Origin of the sequence: Citrobacter sp. wls829 (genome assembly GCF_005280825.1) — a bacterium.
GTDB classification, from domain to species: domain Bacteria; phylum Pseudomonadota; class Gammaproteobacteria; order Enterobacterales; family Enterobacteriaceae; genus Citrobacter; species Citrobacter gillenii.
In genome coordinates this window covers 137,489-155,599 of record NZ_SZWP01000066.1, presented here as the reverse complement: position 1 = coordinate 155,599, position 18,111 = coordinate 137,489, and the positions used below count along the sequence as shown (strand labels likewise).

Here is an 18,111-nt window from a genome sequence, read left to right as displayed (position 1 = left end):
CGCCGGGAGAATTATTCAATAGGTAGAGCAGTTGTGTATTTAATCTGTTCCATCGCAAAGCTTGAGGTAACGTCCGACAACCCCGGCACGCTGTTCACCAGCCGTTTGTAGAAGTCATCATAGCGTTTCATGTCGGCGACCTGCACTCGCATCAGGTAGTCATACTCCCCGGCCATGCGCCAGAATCCCAGTACCTCTGGCATCCCGGTCACTTCAGTCACAAAGCGACAGTACCATTCACTGCTGTGATGCTGCGTTTTGATCAGCACAAAGGCCGTTAACCCAAGTCCCAGCTTTTCGGGATCCAGCAGCGCGACTTTGCCAAGCAGAACGCCGTCATCCTCAAGTCGCTTGAGTCGTTTCCAGCAGGGGGTGGTTGTCAGATTAACGGCATCTGCGAGTGCCTGCAAAGAAAGGGTACAATCCTGTTGCAGCAAGCTGAGCAGCTTGCGGTCAATTTTGTCTAACATATCCACTCCACAGAGAAGAATTTTCTCCCTACATTCTATTTTAAAGGCTAAATGGCAACAATTTTTTCCGTGCTTTTCGTTACTCTAGGCACAAAATGACAAATGGATATTAATGATGAATAGCTCCTGGGTTAAAAACGCCATCAATGAAATCAATGCGGATTATCAACGCTCCGCAGATACTCATCTTATCCGCCTGTCACTTCCGGCGTTCCCGGGGATTCAGCTGTACCTGAAAGATGAAAGTACACATCCGACCGGTAGCCTGAAGCATCGACTGGCGCGTTCACTGTTCCTGTACGGACTGTGCAATGGTTGGATCAAAGAAGGCACCACCATTATTGAGTCGTCTTCCGGCTCCACGGCGGTTTCTGAAGCCTATTTCGCCCGCCTGCTGGGGCTACCGTTTATCGCCGTCATGCCGTCCTGCACGGCAAAACGCAAAGTTGAGCAGATTGAGTTTTACGGCGGTCGCTGCCATTTCGTGGAAAGCGCCTGCGAAATTTATGCCGCGTCTGAACAGCTGGCCCGTGAACTCAACGGCCATTATATGGATCAGTTCACCTACGCCGAGCGCGCTACCGACTGGCGCGGCAATAACAATATTGCCGACAGTATCTTCCGCCAGATGTCATGCGAGCCACATCCCGTTCCCCGCCACATTGTGATGAGCGCCGGAACCGGCGGCACGTCAGCGACCATTGGGCGCTACATTCGCTGCCAGGGTTACGACACCAGGCTGATGGTGGTCGATCCGGAAAACTCTGTTTTTCTGCCATACTGGCAGGCGCGTGACGCCACATTACGCAGCCCGGTGGGCAGTAAAATCGAAGGTATCGGTCGCCCGCGCGTCGAGCCCTCTTTCATTCCGGACGTGGTTGATGAAATGCTGCGCGTGCCGGATGCCGCCAGCGTCGCTACCGCGCACTGGCTGGAAACGCAGTTGGGCCGCAAAGTCGGAGCTTCAACCGGGACCAATATGTGGGGTACGCTGCAACTTGCCGCCCGCATGCGTGAGGCTGGAGAAACAGGTTCACTGGTAACGTTACTGTGCGACAGCGGCGAACGTTATCTTGAGACCTACTACAACCCAGAGTGGGTTAATGCGCATATTGGCGATTTGACACCATGGAAAGCGGAAATCGCCCAACTGCTGAATACCCAGTAAACCGGCAAAAAAAAGCCAGACCTAATGGTCTGGCTTGCTGGAAGGGATCTCTCATTCGGGGGAATAAGGTAGATGCGGATTATCCAGCCAATGTGTTAAAAAGTGCGATACCGCCTGATTGCGACAATGTCCAATCACCGGTAAATCAGGAAGCTCAGCAATTAATTGCGGCATGGCGTTGCCCATAATCAAACCTCGCCCCACGCTGCCCAGCATCTCGCGATCGTTCATCGCGTCACCAAATGCCATGCACTCAGCCATAGAAAAACCTAAATGGTCACTCAGTACCGCCAGCGCGGAGCCTTTGTTACAGCCCAGCGGCAGCACTTCAAGACAGTCTACGGCGGAAAAACAGAGATTTGCCTGCTCACCCAGCACCTCATTCAATTGAATGCGCAGGCGTATCAGGTCGTCATGATCGCCGCAGAAGCAGATCTTCGTCACCTGATGCGCGGGGATACGTTTCACATCCACGACTTGATAACGGAATCCGCTGTACACATGCGCCTTGAGGATCGACGGGATCTCCTGCCCGGTGAACCATCCATTGTCATTGAAGACATGCATGCTGGCCTGGGTATCCCACTTCTGATGCAGGACGATATCTGCTGCCTCGGGTGCCAGATCCTGACGATGCAGTACATCCCCTTCCAGCGAATGAATACGCGTCCCGTTACCCGTTATCAAAAATGCGTCCAGCGAGAGGGTCCCTAAGATATGACGCATCTCCAGCACATGGCGGCCAGTGGCAAACGTCAGGGTGATGTCGCGTTCACGCAGGCGCGCCAGCGTCGAGAGTGTTTCGTCACCTAAATGGTGATTCGGCATCAGCAGGGTGCCATCCATATCAAATGCAGCCAGACGAGCCATTTCTTTCTCCACACTGTGACGCGGTTAACTTGTGGTTCAGTATCACCTGAGATATACGGAAGTAATAGTGAATAGATAAAACGAATTGTTCCGGGTTTATGTTGCCCGAAGGATGAAGTGCAAATGCGACTTTTGAATCGATTGAATCAGTACCAACGCCTCTGGCAGCCCTCAAACGGAGAGCCGCAGTCGGTCACCGTCGGCGAACTGGCTGAACGCTGTTTTTGCAGCGAACGCCATGTCCGTACGCTGCTACGCCAGGCACAGGAGGCGGGCTGGCTGGTATGGGAAGCACGCTCAGGACGCGGAAAACGGGGACAATTGCGCTTTTTGGTCACGCCCGACTCGCTGCGTAATACGATGATGGAGCAGGCGTTGCAAAAGGGAGAACAGCGTAGCGTGCTGGAGCTGGCGCAGCTGGCTCCCGGAGAATTAAGAACGCTGCTGCAGCCGTTTATGGGCGGCCAGTGGCATAACGATACGCCAACCCTGCGTATTCCCTACTATCGCCCACTTGATCCCCTCCGCCCCGGCTTTCTCCCCGGTCGTGCCGAACAACATCTTGCCGGGCAAGTCTTCTCCGGACTGACCCGTTTTGACAGTACGACCCAGCGCCCCTGCGGTGATTTGGCCCACCACTGGGATATCTCCGCCGACGGCCTGCGCTGGGATTTCTATATTCGCTCCACGCTGCACTGGCATAACGGTGACGTGCTCAGCACCTCGCAGCTACATCAACGCCTGCAACAGCTGCTGGAGCTGCCCGCGCTCAATAAATTATTTATCAGCGTGAAGCGTATTGAGGTGACTCACCCTCAATGCCTGACGTTTATTTTACATCGCCCCGACTTCTGGCTGGCACACCGTCTGGCCAGCTACAGCAGTCATCTGGCGCACCCGGAACAGCCGCTCGTCGGCACCGGTCCGTTTAGGCTGACGCTGTTTACACCGGAACTGGTCCGTATCGAGAGCCATGACCACTATCACCTCAGCCACCCGTTGCTGAAAGCCATTGAATTTTGGATAACACCGCAGCTTTTCGACCAGGATCTGGGTACCAGCTGCCGCCATCCGGTGCAAATTGCCATTGGCAAGCCTGAGGAACTGCCGATGCTTAGCCAGGTCAGTAGCGGGATCAGCCTCGGATTTTGTTATTTAACCCTCAGGAAAAGCGCACGACTGAACGTGCTTCAGGCGCGTCGGCTGGTCAATATCATCCACCGCTCTTCCCTGTTGCAGACGCTTGAGGTGGAAGAGAATCTGATTACCCCAAGCAATGCGCTGCTGCCAGGGTGGACCATTCCGCAATGGGATCAGTTGGATGAAGTGGCCCTGCCGGAAAAACTGACGCTGGTATATCACCTGCCAGTAGAGTTGCACGCCATGGCCGAACAGCTTCGCCAGGTACTGGCAACGCTGGGCTGCGAGTTAACGCTGATTTTTCACAATGCCAAGAACTGGGACGGTGACCATCCTCTGGCCCAGGCCGACCTGATGATGGGCGACCGTCTGATTGGCGAAGCACCAGAATATACACTTGAACAGTGGCTACGCTGCGATCAGCTCTGGCCGCATGTTCTGGATGCCCCGGCATTCTCTCATCTACAGGCCACGCTGGATGCGCTGCAAACCCAGGCTAATGAGGATCATCGTCACGCGGCGTTACAGCAGGTTTTCACTAACCTGATGAATGACGCCACGCTAACGCCGCTGTTTAATTACCATTACCGCATTAGCGCCCCACCGGGCGTCAACGGCGTGCGGCTCACCCCCAGAGGCTGGTTTGAATTCACCGAGGCCTGGCTGCCGCCGCCTTCATCGTGAAGAAGCTGGTCGACGCCGCGCCCAGGCGCTACCATAGGGTTTTCGTTATTTGTCAGGAAAAACCATGAAACGTGCCGTTGTCGTATTTAGTGGAGGTCAGGACTCCACCACCTGTCTGGCGCAGGCGCTGCATCAGTATGATGAAGTGCACTGTGTGACCTTTGATTATGGTCAGCGCCATCGCGCTGAGATTGATGTCGCACGTGACCTGGCCTTAAAACTCGGCGCACGCGCGCACAAAGTTCTCGACGTCACGCTGCTTAGCGAACTGGCGGTCAGTAGCTTGACCCGCGATAACATTCCGGTACCGGATTACGAACCGGAAGCCAACGGCATTCCCAACACCTTTGTGCCCGGACGTAATATTTTGTTCTTAACGCTGACAGCGATTTATGCATATCAGGTGCAAGCGGAAGCGGTCATTACTGGCGTTTGCGAGACCGATTTCTCCGGCTATCCTGATTGTCGCGATGAGTTTGTCAAAGCGCTGAATCATGCCGTAAGTCTGGGCATGGCAAAAGATATCCGCTTTGAAACCCCGTTGATGTGGCTTGATAAAGCCGAAACCTGGGCACTGGCCGACTACTGGGGCAAGCTGGATCTGGTGCGTGAAGAGACGCTGACTTGCTATAACGGCGTTAAGGGCAACGGTTGCGGCCAGTGTGCCGCCTGTAACCTGCGTGCCAACGGCCTGAACCATTATCTGGCGGATAAACCGGCAGTGATGGCGGCCATGAAGCAGAAAACCGGGTTAAAGTAATTTATCGCGATGATAATGCCGGATGGCGACGCTAATGCGTCTTATCCGGCCTACAAATCGGTATCATTTGCAGGCCTGATGTTTGCAGGCCCGGCAATCTTCCCTTACTTCACCATCTGCTCCAGCTTTTCGCGCAACTCCCCTTCCAGCGGCAGCGCTTTCTGCGTTTTTAAATCGATACAGACGAAGGTAATCAACGCATCGGCCACTACCTGCCCTTCCGGCTCTAACGTGATGGTCTGGTTTAACACACCGCTTTTGCCATTTAACTGTTGTACCTGACTGGTGACCGTCAGCAGATCACTCAGCACGGCGGGGCGCCGGTAGTTGATATTAATGTTAACCACCACAAAAGCGATGTTGTGCGCGGTCATCCACTGGAAGCTATCACTGTTTTCCAGACCGTCCCAGCGGGCTTCTTCCAGAAACTCAAGGTAGCGGGCATTGTTAACATGTTGATAGACATCGAGATGAAAACCACGAACTTTGATTTGTGTTTGCATAGCGCAGGAACCCTAATTTGTTTTTATAGGAATAGACTTGAGGATAAGGAGGCCATAACTGGTATGACCTCTACAGTCTGGCAAATTTTCAGCGCTCTGCAAGTTATTAAAGTGTTAAAACAGCCAGGTTACGCTCCACCAGTGAACTGCCCATTCCCGGCACCTGTTTTAAGTCATCAACCGTTTTAAACGGCCCGTACTCCTCCCGATAGCTGACAATCGCCTGCGCTTTCTTTAGCCCGACACCATTCATGACCCGCGCTAAATCCTCCGCCGACGCGGTATTGATGCTTACCCTGGTGCCTTCATCATCGCTGGCTTTCGTCGGTACCGTCGCTTTGCTATGCGCCGCACCCGCGCCCTCAGCTTTGGTCTGGACCGCCTGGCTTTTGGCGACAGGTTCCGCGGCCAGAGTACTTTGGCTCACGCCAGCACAGGTTAATGAAAGGGTGATAAGCAGTGCTTTGATTCCATGTTTCATACTGTTTTCTCCTTGTTTGTTAACAGTGGAATCACGATAGCGAGGTGGAGAACGGCAGACAAATGGCAAAATTCAGAAATGGAAAAGGCCGCGAAAGCGGCCTTTGGTGTATACAACTTTTTGCAATTTTTTGCGAAGCGTCTCGATTATTGCTGCTGTTCCAGCGCGTCACCGACTTTAATTTTTGCCGCTTTACGCAGGTTACTCATCAGCGCTTCGAAGACAATCTGCGCGTTGTTCTGAGTAATCCCCTGAACCATTGCTTTCTTCTGCTCTTCTGGCATTGAACCCGCTTTCACCGCGTCGAGCGCCAGCAGAACAACGTTGCCCTGCATATCGTTCGCTACGCCGTAGCTCGGCTTGTCATTCGCCGGCAGCGCCAGACCAAACGCCGCCTGACTCAGCGGATCCTGACCTGTACGGCTCAGGGTTTTCGCTTCACCAAAACTCAGACCTGCCGCTTTCATTGCTTCATCACCTTTACCGGCTTTCAGCGCAGCCAGCAGTTTGTCGGCATCCAGCTTCGCTTGCTGCTCTGCTTTGTTATGCTTAACAAGCGCGGTTACCTGATCTTTCACTTCAGCCAGCGGCTTAACAGCTTCCGCTTTGTGCTCTGCAATACGCAGCACAAACGCGCGATCGCCATCCACGGTGATGATGTCAGAGTTGCTGCCCGGAGTGCCATTCTCACCAACCAGGCCACCATTGAAAATGATGTCTGAAACCGGTTTGAAATTCAGCTCTTCAGGCAGGCTGTCACGGCTAAACCAGCCCGTTTCAACGGCTTTCATACCCGCTGCCTGCTCAGCCCCCGCGAGGGATTCGTTATCGTTGCTTGCCGCATCGCTGACTTTCTGCTGCAGCGCATAGTAGGCATCCAGCGCTTTTTCCTGCTTCACTTTCGCCGCAATCTCGTCACGTGCTTCGCTCAGCGGTTTAACCTGCGCTGGCTGGACATCATCAAGACGAGCAACCAGGAAACCCACAGAAGACTTGATCACGCCTGACAGTTGGCCTTTTTCTTTCAGACCCGCATTCTTCAGCTCTTCTGGCGTGGTGGATTCTTCCAGCCATCCCATATCACCGCCGTTACGGGCAGAGATAATGTCGGCAGATTTTTCCTTCGCCAGGGCGGCAAAATCACCACCTTTGTTCAGCGCATCCAGTACCGCTTTGGCTTCATCTTCCGTTTTGGTCTGGATGATGCTGTAGCGATTACGCTGTGGTTGAGTGAACTGATCCTGATGCTGGTCATAATAAGACTGAATATCCGCATCGCTGGCTGTTTCCTGCATAGCTGCAGCATCCAGCTTGATGTAGCTCACACGGAACTGCTCCGGCATCATAAAGTGGTTTTTATTCTGCTCGTAGTAGCTGGCAACTTCCTGCTCGGTCACCGACTGTTTCGCTGCAAGTGCGTTGACGTCAATAGTCGCTTCACGCACGATACGCTGCTGTGCAACCAGCGCCGCCAGTTCGTCCGTTTCACCCTTCAGCATGAACTCTGTCCCGGCTACGCCGTTGATCAACTGCTGGGTGGTGAGCTGGTTACGCAGCGCCTGAGCATACTGGTCTGCGGTCATCCCCATCTGATTTACAATTGCGTTATAGCGGTTGTTATCAAATTTACCGTCAACCTGGAAAGCAGGCGTTGAGAGGATAGCCTGTTTAACCTGCTCATCGCTGATGCTGAGCTTCAGTTCGCGAGAGTATTGGTCCAACAGCGCTTCGTCTACCAGACGATTCAGCACCTGCTGACGCAGCGTTTTCATGTAGCCTTCATTCGCCGCCAGCTCAGAGAACTGATCGCCCAGCTGCTGCTGCATGCGATTACGTTCACTGTTAAACGCATTCTCAAACTGCCCGCGGCTAATTTCCTGGCCATTCACTTTTGCGGCGTAGTTGTTGCTTCCGCCAATCAGGTAACCACTCACGCCGGTCAAAATGAACGACACGATAATGATACCGAAAATAATCTTGAGCACGAGACTGTTAGCAGCCGTGCGTAAGCTGTCCATCATGGTGTAACCACACTCCGCTGTAGGTGACTGTATACCTCACGCAGCATAGCGTTTTCTGAACGCTGCGTGGAAAGGTCTATTGTGACAAGAAACAGGGGCGATTGTCAGCCCACAACACGTAGAAAGTCCCGGAATCACAAATAAAAAAGGCACATCTGTTGATGCGCCCTTGTACTTAGTCACATCCCCAAAGGGGGAATCACTTAGTTTACCGCGTCTTTCAGTGCTTTACCTGCACGGAAACCCGGTACTTTAGCCGCGGCGATAGTGATCTCTTTACCAGTTTGCGGGTTGCGACCAGTACGGGCAGCACGCTCTTTAACGGCAAAAGTACCAAAACCTACCAGCGCTACGTCATCACCTTCTTTCAGGGATTCGGTAACAGAAGCAATAATTGCATCTAACGCACGTCCAGCCGCAGCTTTAGAGATATCAGCCCCTGCAGCAATTTTGTCGATCAGTTGAGATTTATTCACTCTTCTCTTCCTCTTTATAATTTATATCGCACCTGAATCCTTCAAAGTGCGAACGCGCAGCAGTTATATCAGGCCTGCCATGCCCTTACAACACCCGTTAATGATGGCAAGCCTAATCCGTCATCTAAATTAGCTATACAAAAAAAGGCTGGCAAGCCCGAAATGGCCTGCCAGCCCTGTTTTTATTGACGCTCTTTGCGCGAGGTCACTATTTTGCCGTCACAACCTGCATACCTGAAGGTTCGTTTTGCAGTGCCAGAGTCAGAACTTCCTCAATGCGCTTCACCGGATGGATGTCCAGATCGGCGAGAACGTTGTCCGGAATCTCTTCCAGGTCACGTTTGTTTTCATCAGGAATTAAGACCGTTTTGATACCACCACGGTGTGCTGCCAGCAGTTTTTCTTTCAAACCACCGATCGGCAAAACCTGACCACGCAGGGTGATCTCGCCGGTCATGGCAACATCCGCACGAACCGGGTTACCGGTCAGGCACGATACCAGTGCGGTACACATAGCAATACCTGCGCTTGGGCCATCTTTCGGCGTTGCCCCTTCAGGGACGTGAACGTGAATATCACGTTTTTCGTAGAAGTCCGGGTTAATACCCAGTTTCTCCGCACGTGCGCGTACCACGGTCAGCGCTGCCTGAATGGATTCCTGCATTACTTCGCCCAGAGAACCGGTGTAGGTCAGCTTTCCTTTACCCGGCACACAGGCGGTTTCGATGGTCAGCAGATCGCCACCCACTTCAGTCCACGCCAGACCAGTGACCTGACCTACGCGGTTTTCGTTGTCCGCACGGCCGTAGTCAAAGCGCTGCACACCCAGGTAGTCGTGCAGGTTATCGCCATTGATCTCGATATGTTTCAGTGACTTATCAAGCAATAGTTGTTTCACCGCTTTGCGGCACAGTTTGGAGATTTCACGCTCCAGACTACGCACGCCCGCTTCACGGGTGTAGTAACGAATAATGCCCACAATGGCGCTATCGTCGACCGTCAGTTCACCTTTTTTCAGTGCGTTACGCTCAATCTGCTTCGGCAGCAGGTGGCGTTTAGCAATATTCAGCTTCTCGTCTTCGGTATAACCGGACAGACGGATCACTTCCATACGATCCAGCAGCGGTGCCGGAATGTTCATGGAGTTAGAGGTCGCAACAAACATCACGTCGCTGAGATCGTAGTCCACTTCCAGGTAGTGATCGCTGAACGCCACGTTCTGTTCGGGATCCAGCACTTCAAGCAGTGCGGACGCCGGATCGCCACGCATGTCGGAAGACATTTTGTCGATCTCATCGAGCAGGAACAGCGGGTTTTTAACGCCCACCTTGGCCATTTTCTGGATGAGTTTGCCCGGCATTGAACCGATATAGGTCCGGCGGTGACCGCGGATTTCCGCTTCGTCACGCACGCCACCCAGCGCCATACGGATGTATTTACGCCCGGTCGCTTTAGCAATGGACTGCCCCAGAGAGGTTTTACCCACCCCCGGCGGCCCTACCAGGCACAGGATCGGCCCCTTGATTTTGTTGACTCGGCTTTGAACCGCAAGATACTCAAGGATGCGGTCTTTCACGCGCTCCAGACCATAATGATCGGTATCGAGGATCTCCTGCGCCTGACGCAGGTCTTTTTTGACCTTGCTACGCGCGTTCCACGGTACCTGCACCATCCAGTCGATGTAGCCGCGAACCACGGTCGCTTCTGCCGACATCGGAGACATCATTTTCAGCTTCTGCAGTTCTGCTTCCGCTTTCTCTTTTGCCTCTTTCGGCATTTTCGCCGCGTCGATTTTACGTTTCAGCGCTTCGTTTTCATCCGGCGCGTCGTCCATCTCGCCGAGTTCTTTCTGAATGGCTTTCATTTGCTCGTTCAGATAGTACTCACGCTGGGACTTCTCCATCTGCTTTTTCACGCGGTTGCGAATACGCTTCTCAACCTGCAGCAGATCGATTTCAGATTCCATCATTGCCATCAGATATTCCAGACGTTCGTTAACGTCTGACATCTCCAGCACGGACTGCTTATCCGCCAGTTTTAGTGGCATGTGCGCAGCGATGGTGTCCGCCAGACGTGCAGGATCGTCAATGCTATTAAGCGACGTCAGCACTTCTGGTGGGATTTTCTTGTTCAGCTTGATATAGCCTTCGAACTGGCTGATTGCGGTACGCACCAGCACTTCCTGTTCGCGCTCATCAATGGCCGGCGAATCAAGGTACTCCGCTTTCGCAGAGAAATGCTCACCGTTATCAGACAGCGCAGAAATACGCGCGCGCTGTAACCCCTCGACCAGCACCTTTACGGTGCCGTCAGGCAGTTTCAGCATCTGCAAAATAGAGGCCACGGTCCCGACGGTGAAAAGATCGTTTACACCCGGCTCATCCGTTGATGCTTCTTTCTGTGCGACCAGCATGATTTTTTTATCATGGTCCATGGCCGCTTCCAGACAACGGATAGATTTTTCCCGCCCTACAAATAAGGGTATGACCATGTGCGGATAAACCACCACATCGCGCAACGGCAATACGGGGATTTCAATGCGTTCAGAACGCTCAGGATTCATAGAGCTCTCTCTTAGTTTAGTGTCCGCCAGGTAATCAGGTGGCATTGCTGTGCTTCTTATTACCACCTTTAACATGTATGTCAGTATATGGGGATGTTTCCCACACATTCAACGCCATGTTTACGGAAAAATAAAAGGGGAGATAAAATCCCCCCTTTTTGATTAACCGATTGTATAAAATGGTTAATTATTCGCCAGATGCCTGCTGCGCTTCCGGCTTACCGTAAATCAGTAATGGCTTGCTCTGACCACCGATAACGGACTCGTCGATAACCACTTTTTCGACGTCTTCCATAGAAGGCAGATCGTACATGGTGTCGAGCAGTGCAGCTTCAACGATAGAACGCAGACCACGAGCACCGGTTTTACGCGCCATCGCTTTCTTGGCGATAGCATCCAGCGCTTCGTCACGGAATTCCAGATCCACGCCTTCAAGATTGAACAACGCCTGATACTGCTTGGTCAGGGCATTTTTCGGCTCTTTCAGGATTTGGATCAGCGCATCTTCGCTCAGCTCGGTCAACGTTGCCACCACCGGCAGACGTCCTATGAACTCAGGGATCAGACCAAATTTGATCAGATCTTCCGGCTCAACCTGCGACAGCAGTTCACCTTCGCTGGCTTTATCAGACTGGGCTTTTACCGTCGCGCCAAAACCAATGCCGGAGCCGGTTTCAACACGGTTAGCAATCACTTTATCCAGACCGGCAAATGCACCGCCACAGATAAACAGGATCTTAGAGGTATCAACCTGCAAGAACTCCTGCTGCGGATGTTTACGTCCGCCCTGCGGAGGCACAGCAGCAACCGTACCTTCGATCAGTTTCAACAGCGCTTGCTGTACGCCTTCGCCGGAAACATCACGCGTGATGGACGGGTTGTCTGATTTACGCGAGATCTTGTCGATCTCATCAATATAGACAATGCCGCGCTGCGCTTTCTGTACGTCGTAATCGCACTTCTGCAACAATTTCTGAATGATATTTTCAACGTCCTCACCCACATAACCTGCTTCGGTCAGGGTGGTGGCGTCGGCCATAGTGAACGGAACGTCCAGCAGGCGCGCCAGCGTTTCAGCCAGCAGCGTTTTACCGGAACCCGTCGGGCCGATCAGCAGGATGTTACTTTTGCCCAACTCGACGCCATTGCTGGTGTCGCCGTTGCGCAGACGTTTGTAATGGTTGTATACCGCGACCGCCAGCACTTTCTTCGCCTGCTCCTGACCGATAACGTAATCGTCCAGGTGGTTGCGAATTTCATGCGGCGTCGGCAGCGCACTGCGTTCACGATGCGGTGCGACTTCCTTAATCTCTTCGCGAATGATGTCATTACATAAATCAACACATTCGTCGCAGATATACACGGATGGTCCGGCAATCAGCTTGCGCACTTCATGCTGGCTTTTGCCGCAAAAAGAGCAGTACAACAATTTGCCCGAGCCATCTTTGCGTTTATCTGTCATGAGTCAAAACCTCTTCTTTGTTCTTTGTGCCGCACACGACGACGCAAATGCCATTCTCAGGCGCAAGCCGCTTGTCAGCGTTGTGCCGCCCTTCATTAGTATATACACAAAATCATTCGAGCTACATCGAGGCGGCAACTAAGCGACTCCCCAGGCGCTTACATAAGTAAGTAACTGGGGGGAGCGCTGGCAGCCAACAAAGAGGTAGCGTGAAGGATGAAGTGTATAGCGACACACTTGCGTCCTGGGCATCAATTACGATGGGTCAAAATCGAGTCGACCAGACCGTACTCTACTGCTTCAGAAGCAGAGAGGAAGCGATCGCGCTCGGTGTCACGTTCAATCTGCTCAAGCGATTGACCCGTATGATGCGCCATAAGTTCATTCATGCGCCCTTTCACTTTAAGGATTTCACGGGCATGAATTTCAATATCCGTTGCCTGGCCCTGGTAACCGCCCAGAGGCTGGTGGATCATGACGCGAGAGTTAGGCAGGCAGAAGCGTTTATCTTTTGCCCCTGCAGTCAACAGGAACGCGCCCATTGAGCACGCCTGGCCCATACAAATGGTGCTAACGTCCGGCTTAATAAACTGCATGGTGTCATAGATAGACATCCCTGCGGTAATTACCCCACCCGGGGAGTTGATGTACAGGTAGATATCTTTTTCTGGGTTTTCCGCTTCCAGGAACAGCATCTGCGCCACGATCAGGTTAGCCATATGGTCTTCGACCTGGCCGGTCAGAAAAATGACGCGTTCCTTAAGTAGACGAGAATAGATATCAAAAGAGCGCTCGCCACGTGAGGTCTGTTCAATGACCATCGGCACCAGCGCCATATGGGGTGCAAAGTTATCTCGTTCGCCGCTGTATGACATTTCCGTCTCCTGGATAAAATTTGAAAAAACCTGCTGTGCTGATTGTAACCTTATGGACGGATTATCAGCTAGTCCCTCAGTAATGGGTACGACATCGCCATAATTCAAGCATAACAATCTTTTGTTGTAACGCTAACACTGAAACGCTGTTTTCGCACCCTTCCCATGCAAAATGCGTGACAAAAAAAAACCCGCCACCGGAAGGTGACGGGCTTATGTGCGAATTTCGTGCTAAAAACGCGACGAATTACGCCTGCTGGTTCATCAGTTCGTTGAAGGTAGTGGCTTTTTCAGTCACTTTTGCCTTCGCCAGAACCGCTTCAACAGCCTGCTCTTCCAGAGCGACGTTACGCATGTTTTCCATCAGCTCTTTGTTCTTGCTGTAGAATTCAACCACTTCTTTCGGATCTTCGTAAGCAGAAGCCATCTCTTCGATCAGGCCTTTTACGCGTTCTTCGTCAGCTTTCAGCTCGTTGGTACGAATAACTTCGCCCAGCAGCAGGCCAACAACAACGCGACGCTTAGCCTGTTCTTCGAACAGTTCACGCGGCAGTTCCAGAGCTTGTTTCTCGTTGCCACCGAAACGCTGTGCAGCCTGACGACGCAGAACGTCGATTTCGTTGTCAATCATGGCAACAGGAACGTCGATGTCATTCGCTTTTACCAGACCTTCGATCGCCTGAGACTTAACGCGGTTACGCACGGCGCCTTTCAGCTCGCGTTCCATGTTTTTACGCACTTCAGCACGCAGACCGGCAACAGAACCATCTTCCACGCCGAAACGCTTGATGAATTCTTCAGTCAGTTCCGGCAGTTCACGTTCTTCAACTTTCTTCAGGTTGATAACGAATTTAGCCGCTTTACCTTTCAGGTTTTCAGCGTGGTAGTCTTCCGGGAAGGTCACTTCGATAGTGAACTCTTCGCCAGCTTTGTGACCTTTAACGCCTTCTTCGAAGCCTGGGATCATACGACCCTGACCCATTGCCAGTACGAAGTCAGACGCTTTGCCGCCTTCGAACTCTTCGCCGTCTACAGAACCGGTGAAGTCGATGGTGACACGGTCTTCTGCATCAGCAGCGCCGTCTTTGTCTTTCCAGGTCGCCTGCTGCTTACGCAGGGTGTCCAGCATGACGTCAACGTCAGCGTCGGTGACTTCAACAACCGGTTTTTCAACTTCGATTGCGTCCAGACCCTTCAGCTCAACTTCCGGGTAAACTTCAAACTCTACCGCGTAAGTAAAATCTTCACCCAGTTTGTATTCGCCCGGAACGTAGTTCGGAGAGCCAGCCGGATTAATTTTTTCTTTGATGATTGCATCAACGAAGTGACGGCTCATCAGGTCGCCCAGAACGTCCTGGCGAACAGAAGCGCCATAACGCTGAGCAACAACATTCATCGGTACTTTTCCCTTGCGAAAGCCGTCAATACGCACTTTCTTCGCTACGTTGACCAGCTCGCTTTTCACAGCGTTTTCGATGCTGTCAGCAGCGATAGTAATCGTTACACGGCGGCCAAGGCCTTGAGTGGTTTCAACTGAAACTTGCATCTTGTTACCTCAAAAAATCACAGTGCTCGGTCAACTCTTCTCCGCAAGCACAGGTTGTTGGCTTCGCGGAACCGGGATGTTCTCAAAATCAATCACATTCCCTGTCGTCAGAATCATCCCGAAGACATTCCGAAAAATAAGACGCGCATTATAGCGGCATCACTTTTATGAGTCGAGAACGGTTATCGCGCGTTGCTGCGGCTTTTTTCACAATTCCCGGCTAATTTTTGTCTGAATACTGTACGACTGACTCAGAATTCAGACAAAACAAAACGGCCCGTAGGCCGTTTTCACATAATCTGTAGCAACATACTGGAAAAGCGCCGGTTGTTGCAAATCCGTTTTTCTACGCGATGCTTCCCGCTCCACGACAGGGAGGCGATGCAAAAATCGTGTCCTGCAACGCTTCCCACTCCTTGGTGGTGTAGGTATGCAGGGCTAACGCATGTACGGTTGTGGAGAGTTCCGCCGTTAACGTACTGTAAATCATCCGATGACGATTAAGAAAACGTTCACCTGTAAAGCGATCGCTGACCAGCACAACCTTAAAGTGGCTTTCAGAACCTGCCGGAACATTGTGACGATAGCTTTCATCCACAACTTCGAGGAACACGGGTTGGAACGCTGCCCTTAATTTTTCTTCTATTTGCTCACGAATCATCATGAAATTTTTCCTCCGACAACGCTGAGATGTCACCCATCCCTTTAAATACTAGCCGCTTTTACCGTTTCCATTACACCTTAGCAACAAAAAATTAGCGTTTATCTGATTTTCTCAGCCAAACGAATGAAGTTCACTGATTCAACTAACCGGTTTATTGCAAAAAGTCCATTTATGGTCTCATCAAAGTAGATAAACGGACAACGCAATGAATTTACATGCGTTACCCACTTCCCCTCGTCTCTGGCAATGTTATGATGGCGGGAATTTTCTCTAACCATAAAATGTAGATCCACTGAGAACCCCTGGCATGTTTAAAAAAATCCTCTTTCCGTTAGTCGCGCTGTTTATGTTAGCTGGATGCGCAACGCCACCGACCACCATTGACGTTTCGCCAAAAATTACCCTGCCGCAGCAGGACCCTAGCCTGATGGGTGTGACCCTCAGCATTAATGGGGCCGATCAGCGTCAGGATCAGGCTCTGGCCAAAGTCACCCGCGACAATCAACTGGTAACGCTGACTGCATCCCGCGATCTGCGTTTCCTGCTGCAAGAAGTGCTGGAAAAACAGATGACCGCACGCGGTTATATGATTGGTCCAAACGGTGCAGTGAACCTGCAAATCATCGTGAGCCAGCTGTACGCCGACGTGTCTCAGGGTAGCGTGCGTTATAACATCGCCACCAAGGCAGACATCGCCATTATTGCTACCGCAGCCAACGGCAACAAGATGACCAAAAACTACCGCGCAAGCTATTCTGTTGAAGGCGCGCTGCAGGCCTCTAACAAAAATATTGCTGATGCCGTTAACAGCGTCCTGACCGATACCATCGCTGATATGTCTCAGGACACCAGCGTTCACGATTTCATCAAGCAGAACGCACGTTAATTTCTGCCCTTATGGCCCGGCGCACGTCGGGCCTAAAGACGCCATGTCCAGTCACTACTTACGTATTTTTCAGCAACCTAAGTCAGCAATTCTGCTGATGCTGGGTTTTGCTTCCGGTTTACCGCTCGCGCTGACCTCCGGTACGCTTCAGGCGTGGATGACGGTCGAGAACATCGATCTTAAAACTATCGGCTTCTTTTCTCTGGTCGGTCAGGCCTACGTCTTTAAGTTTCTCTGGTCCCCTGTGATGGACCGCTACACGCCGCCGTTTTTGGGTCGACGTCGCGGCTGGCTGCTGACCACACAGATTTTGCTGCTGATTTCTATTGCTGCAATGGGTTTTCTGGAGCCCGGCACGCAGTTGCGATGGATGGCAGCACTGGCGGTAGTAATCGCCTTTTGCTCAGCGTCGCAGGATATCGTCTTTGATGCCTGGAAAACGGATGTTTTACCCGCCGAAGAACGCGGCACCGGCGCTGCCATCAGCGTGCTCGGCTACCGCTTAGGGATGCTGGTTTCCGGTGGCCTGGCGCTGTGGATGGCCGATCGCTGGCTTGGCTGGCAGGGCATGTACTGGCTGATGGCGGCCCTGCTAATACCGTGTATTATCGCCACCCTGTTAGCCCCCGAACCCACAGATGCGATTCCGGTCCCTAAAACGCTGGAGCAAGCTGTTGCCGCGCCGCTGCGCGATTTCTTTGGCCGTAACAACGCCTGGTTAATCCTGCTGCTGATTGTGCTGTATAAGCTTGGCGATGCCTTCGCCATGAGCCTGACCACCACCTTTTTAATCCGCGGCGTCGGATTTGACGCCGGTGAAGTTGGGGTGGTCAATAAAACGCTGGGGCTGCTGGCGACAATTGTTGGCGCACTGTACGGCGGGATCCTGATGCAACGCCTGTCGCTGTTTCGCGCATTGCTGATTTTTGGCATTTTGCAGGGCGCATCGAACGCGGGTTACTGGTTGCTCTCCATTACCGACAAACATATGTTTAGCATGGGTGCGGCAGTATTCTTCGAAAACCTGTGCGGTGGGATGGGGACAGCAGCATTTGTCGCCCTGCTGATGACGCTGTGTAATAAATCCTTCTCCGCAACGCAGTTTGCCCTGCTCTCCGCGCTTTCCGCTGTGGGGCGCGTTTATGTCGGCCCGGTCGCAGGCTGGTTTGTCGAAGCACACGGTTGGCCCACGTTTTATCTGTTCTCCGTCTTTGCCGCGATCCCTGGCCTTATTCTGTTGCTGGTCTGTCGCCAGACGCTGGAACATAGCTGGAAAAACGAAAGTTTTATCCCGCGCACGGAGTTTCGTAGCGCGTACAACCTGGCATTGATGACGCTGGTGGCGGGCTGTTGTTTGCTGGTGGTCTGGCTGTTACTGCTGACAATGAACGCCCTGGACTATACTAACTTCTCCTTCCTGCCGGAACTGCTTGAAGTTGCGGTCGTGGTCGCAGTCTGCGGTGTGGTATTCGGTGGATTGCTGGATTATCTGGCGCTGCGCAAAACGCGTCTGGCGTGATGTTGCATATTTATGCTCTAAAT

The 18,111-nt window shown here is 52.3% G+C and carries 16 protein-coding genes; 5 read left to right on the top strand and 11 right to left on the bottom strand.

What is annotated here, in order from left to right:
• Positions 1 to 11: 11 nt before the first annotated feature.
• Complete coding sequence (gene decR, locus FDW88_RS13475) at positions 12 to 470, bottom strand: DNA-binding transcriptional regulator DecR (protein WP_164496612.1); 459 nt, start codon at positions 468 to 470, stop codon at positions 12 to 14.
• A gap of 112 nt (positions 471 to 582) precedes the next feature.
• Here decR and FDW88_RS13470 point away from each other — a divergent pair, with 112 nt between their 5' ends.
• Positions 583 to 1,638 carry a PLP-dependent cysteine synthase family protein gene (locus tag FDW88_RS13470; RefSeq protein ID WP_219921364.1) on the top strand — a complete coding sequence of 352 codons (1,056 nt, stop codon included), beginning with the start codon at positions 583 to 585 and terminating at the stop codon, positions 1,636 to 1,638.
• Between the two features lie 51 nt (positions 1,639 to 1,689).
• Here FDW88_RS13470 and cof read toward each other — a convergent pair whose 3' ends face one another.
• Positions 1,690 to 2,508: an HMP-PP phosphatase gene (gene cof / locus FDW88_RS13465; RefSeq protein WP_137362735.1), complete on the bottom strand. Its 819-nt coding sequence runs from the start codon at positions 2,506 to 2,508 to the stop codon at positions 1,690 to 1,692.
• Positions 2,509 to 2,631: 123 nt separating this feature from the next.
• Between cof and FDW88_RS13455 the strand changes: the two genes are divergently transcribed.
• Positions 2,632 to 4,332, top strand: coding sequence for an SgrR family transcriptional regulator (locus FDW88_RS13455; protein WP_137362734.1), 1,701 nt, complete (start codon positions 2,632 to 2,634; stop codon positions 4,330 to 4,332).
• A gap of 64 nt (positions 4,333 to 4,396) precedes the next feature.
• Positions 4,397 to 5,092 carry a 7-cyano-7-deazaguanine synthase QueC gene (gene queC / locus FDW88_RS13450; protein ID WP_137362733.1) on the top strand — a complete coding sequence of 232 codons (696 nt, stop codon included), beginning with the start codon at positions 4,397 to 4,399 and terminating at the stop codon, positions 5,090 to 5,092.
• Between the two features lie 104 nt (positions 5,093 to 5,196).
• Here queC and fadM read toward each other — a convergent pair whose 3' ends face one another.
• From fadM to bolA, 9 genes are all read right to left on the bottom strand, one after another.
• Positions 5,197 to 5,595, bottom strand: a complete 399-nt coding sequence (fadM, locus tag FDW88_RS13445; protein ID WP_096758059.1) for a long-chain acyl-CoA thioesterase FadM — start codon at positions 5,593 to 5,595, stop codon at positions 5,197 to 5,199.
• A gap of 106 nt (positions 5,596 to 5,701) precedes the next feature.
• The gene (locus FDW88_RS13440; RefSeq protein ID WP_096758060.1) at positions 5,702 to 6,076 is read right to left on the bottom strand and encodes a helix-hairpin-helix domain-containing protein; all 375 of its coding nucleotides are present in this window, start codon (positions 6,074 to 6,076) and stop codon (positions 5,702 to 5,704) included.
• Between the two features lie 146 nt (positions 6,077 to 6,222).
• Positions 6,223 to 8,097 (bottom strand): peptidylprolyl isomerase, encoded by a 1,875-nt coding sequence (ppiD, locus tag FDW88_RS13430; protein ID WP_096758061.1) that lies wholly within the window; start codon positions 8,095 to 8,097, stop codon positions 6,223 to 6,225.
• Positions 8,098 to 8,300: 203 nt separating this feature from the next.
• Entirely contained in the window at positions 8,301 to 8,591 is a 291-nt protein-coding gene (hupB, locus tag FDW88_RS13425; protein WP_219352570.1) for a nucleoid-associated protein HU-beta, read from the bottom strand.
• Positions 8,592 to 8,781: 190 nt separating this feature from the next.
• Positions 8,782 to 11,136, bottom strand: coding sequence for an endopeptidase La (lon, locus tag FDW88_RS13420; protein ID WP_096758062.1), 2,355 nt, complete (start codon positions 11,134 to 11,136; stop codon positions 8,782 to 8,784).
• A gap of 187 nt (positions 11,137 to 11,323) precedes the next feature.
• Positions 11,324 to 12,598 (bottom strand): ATP-dependent protease ATP-binding subunit ClpX, encoded by a 1,275-nt coding sequence (clpX, locus tag FDW88_RS13415; protein ID WP_096758063.1) that lies wholly within the window; start codon positions 12,596 to 12,598, stop codon positions 11,324 to 11,326.
• A 251-nt stretch (positions 12,599 to 12,849) separates the two neighbouring features.
• Entirely contained in the window at positions 12,850 to 13,473 is a 624-nt protein-coding gene (gene clpP, locus FDW88_RS13410) for an ATP-dependent Clp endopeptidase proteolytic subunit ClpP (RefSeq protein ID WP_096758064.1), read from the bottom strand.
• 247 nt (positions 13,474 to 13,720) lie between these two features.
• Entirely contained in the window at positions 13,721 to 15,019 is a 1,299-nt protein-coding gene (gene tig, locus FDW88_RS13405; RefSeq protein WP_096758065.1) for a trigger factor, read from the bottom strand.
• Positions 15,020 to 15,365: 346 nt separating this feature from the next.
• Positions 15,366 to 15,683 carry a transcriptional regulator BolA gene (gene bolA, locus FDW88_RS13400; RefSeq protein ID WP_096758066.1) on the bottom strand — a complete coding sequence of 106 codons (318 nt, stop codon included), beginning with the start codon at positions 15,681 to 15,683 and terminating at the stop codon, positions 15,366 to 15,368.
• Between the two features lie 307 nt (positions 15,684 to 15,990).
• Here bolA and FDW88_RS13395 point away from each other — a divergent pair, with 307 nt between their 5' ends.
• Both FDW88_RS13395 and ampG read left to right on the top strand, forming a co-directional pair.
• The gene (locus FDW88_RS13395) at positions 15,991 to 16,569 is read left to right on the top strand and encodes a lipoprotein (RefSeq protein ID WP_096758067.1); all 579 of its coding nucleotides are present in this window, start codon (positions 15,991 to 15,993) and stop codon (positions 16,567 to 16,569) included.
• Positions 16,570 to 16,612: 43 nt separating this feature from the next.
• A complete protein-coding gene (gene ampG, locus FDW88_RS13390) occupies positions 16,613 to 18,088 on the top strand; it encodes a muropeptide MFS transporter AmpG (RefSeq protein WP_137362732.1) in 1,476 nt (491 codons plus the stop codon).
• Positions 18,089 to 18,111 lie beyond the last annotated feature (23 nt).

Bases quoted from the DNA above. Each gene is read 5' to 3' on its own strand.
- decR (WP_164496612.1), bottom strand. From the start codon at position 470: ATGTTAGACAAAATTGACCGCAAGCTGCTCAGCTTGCTGCAACAGGAT.
- FDW88_RS13470 (WP_219921364.1), top strand. From the start codon at position 583: ATGATGAATAGCTCCTGGGTTAAAAACGCCATCAATGAAATCAATGCG.
- cof (WP_137362735.1), bottom strand. From the start codon at position 2,508: ATGGCTCGTCTGGCTGCATTTGATATGGATGGCACCCTGCTGATGCCG.
- FDW88_RS13455 (WP_137362734.1), top strand. From the start codon at position 2,632: ATGCGACTTTTGAATCGATTGAATCAGTACCAACGCCTCTGGCAGCCC.
- queC (WP_137362733.1), top strand. From the start codon at position 4,397: ATGAAACGTGCCGTTGTCGTATTTAGTGGAGGTCAGGACTCCACCACC.
- fadM (WP_096758059.1), bottom strand. From the start codon at position 5,595: ATGCAAACACAAATCAAAGTTCGTGGTTTTCATCTCGATGTCTATCAA.
- FDW88_RS13440 (WP_096758060.1), bottom strand. From the start codon at position 6,076: ATGAAACATGGAATCAAAGCACTGCTTATCACCCTTTCATTAACCTGT.
- ppiD (WP_096758061.1), bottom strand. From the start codon at position 8,097: ATGATGGACAGCTTACGCACGGCTGCTAACAGTCTCGTGCTCAAGATT.
- lon (WP_096758062.1), bottom strand. From the start codon at position 11,136: ATGAATCCTGAGCGTTCTGAACGCATTGAAATCCCCGTATTGCCGTTG.
- clpX (WP_096758063.1), bottom strand. From the start codon at position 12,598: ATGACAGATAAACGCAAAGATGGCTCGGGCAAATTGTTGTACTGCTCT.
- clpP (WP_096758064.1), bottom strand. From the start codon at position 13,473: ATGTCATACAGCGGCGAACGAGATAACTTTGCACCCCATATGGCGCTG.
- tig (WP_096758065.1), bottom strand. From the start codon at position 15,019: ATGCAAGTTTCAGTTGAAACCACTCAAGGCCTTGGCCGCCGTGTAACG.
- bolA (WP_096758066.1), bottom strand. From the start codon at position 15,683: ATGATGATTCGTGAGCAAATAGAAGAAAAATTAAGGGCAGCGTTCCAA.
- FDW88_RS13395 (WP_096758067.1), top strand. From the start codon at position 15,991: ATGTTTAAAAAAATCCTCTTTCCGTTAGTCGCGCTGTTTATGTTAGCT.
- ampG (WP_137362732.1), top strand. From the start codon at position 16,613: ATGTCCAGTCACTACTTACGTATTTTTCAGCAACCTAAGTCAGCAATT.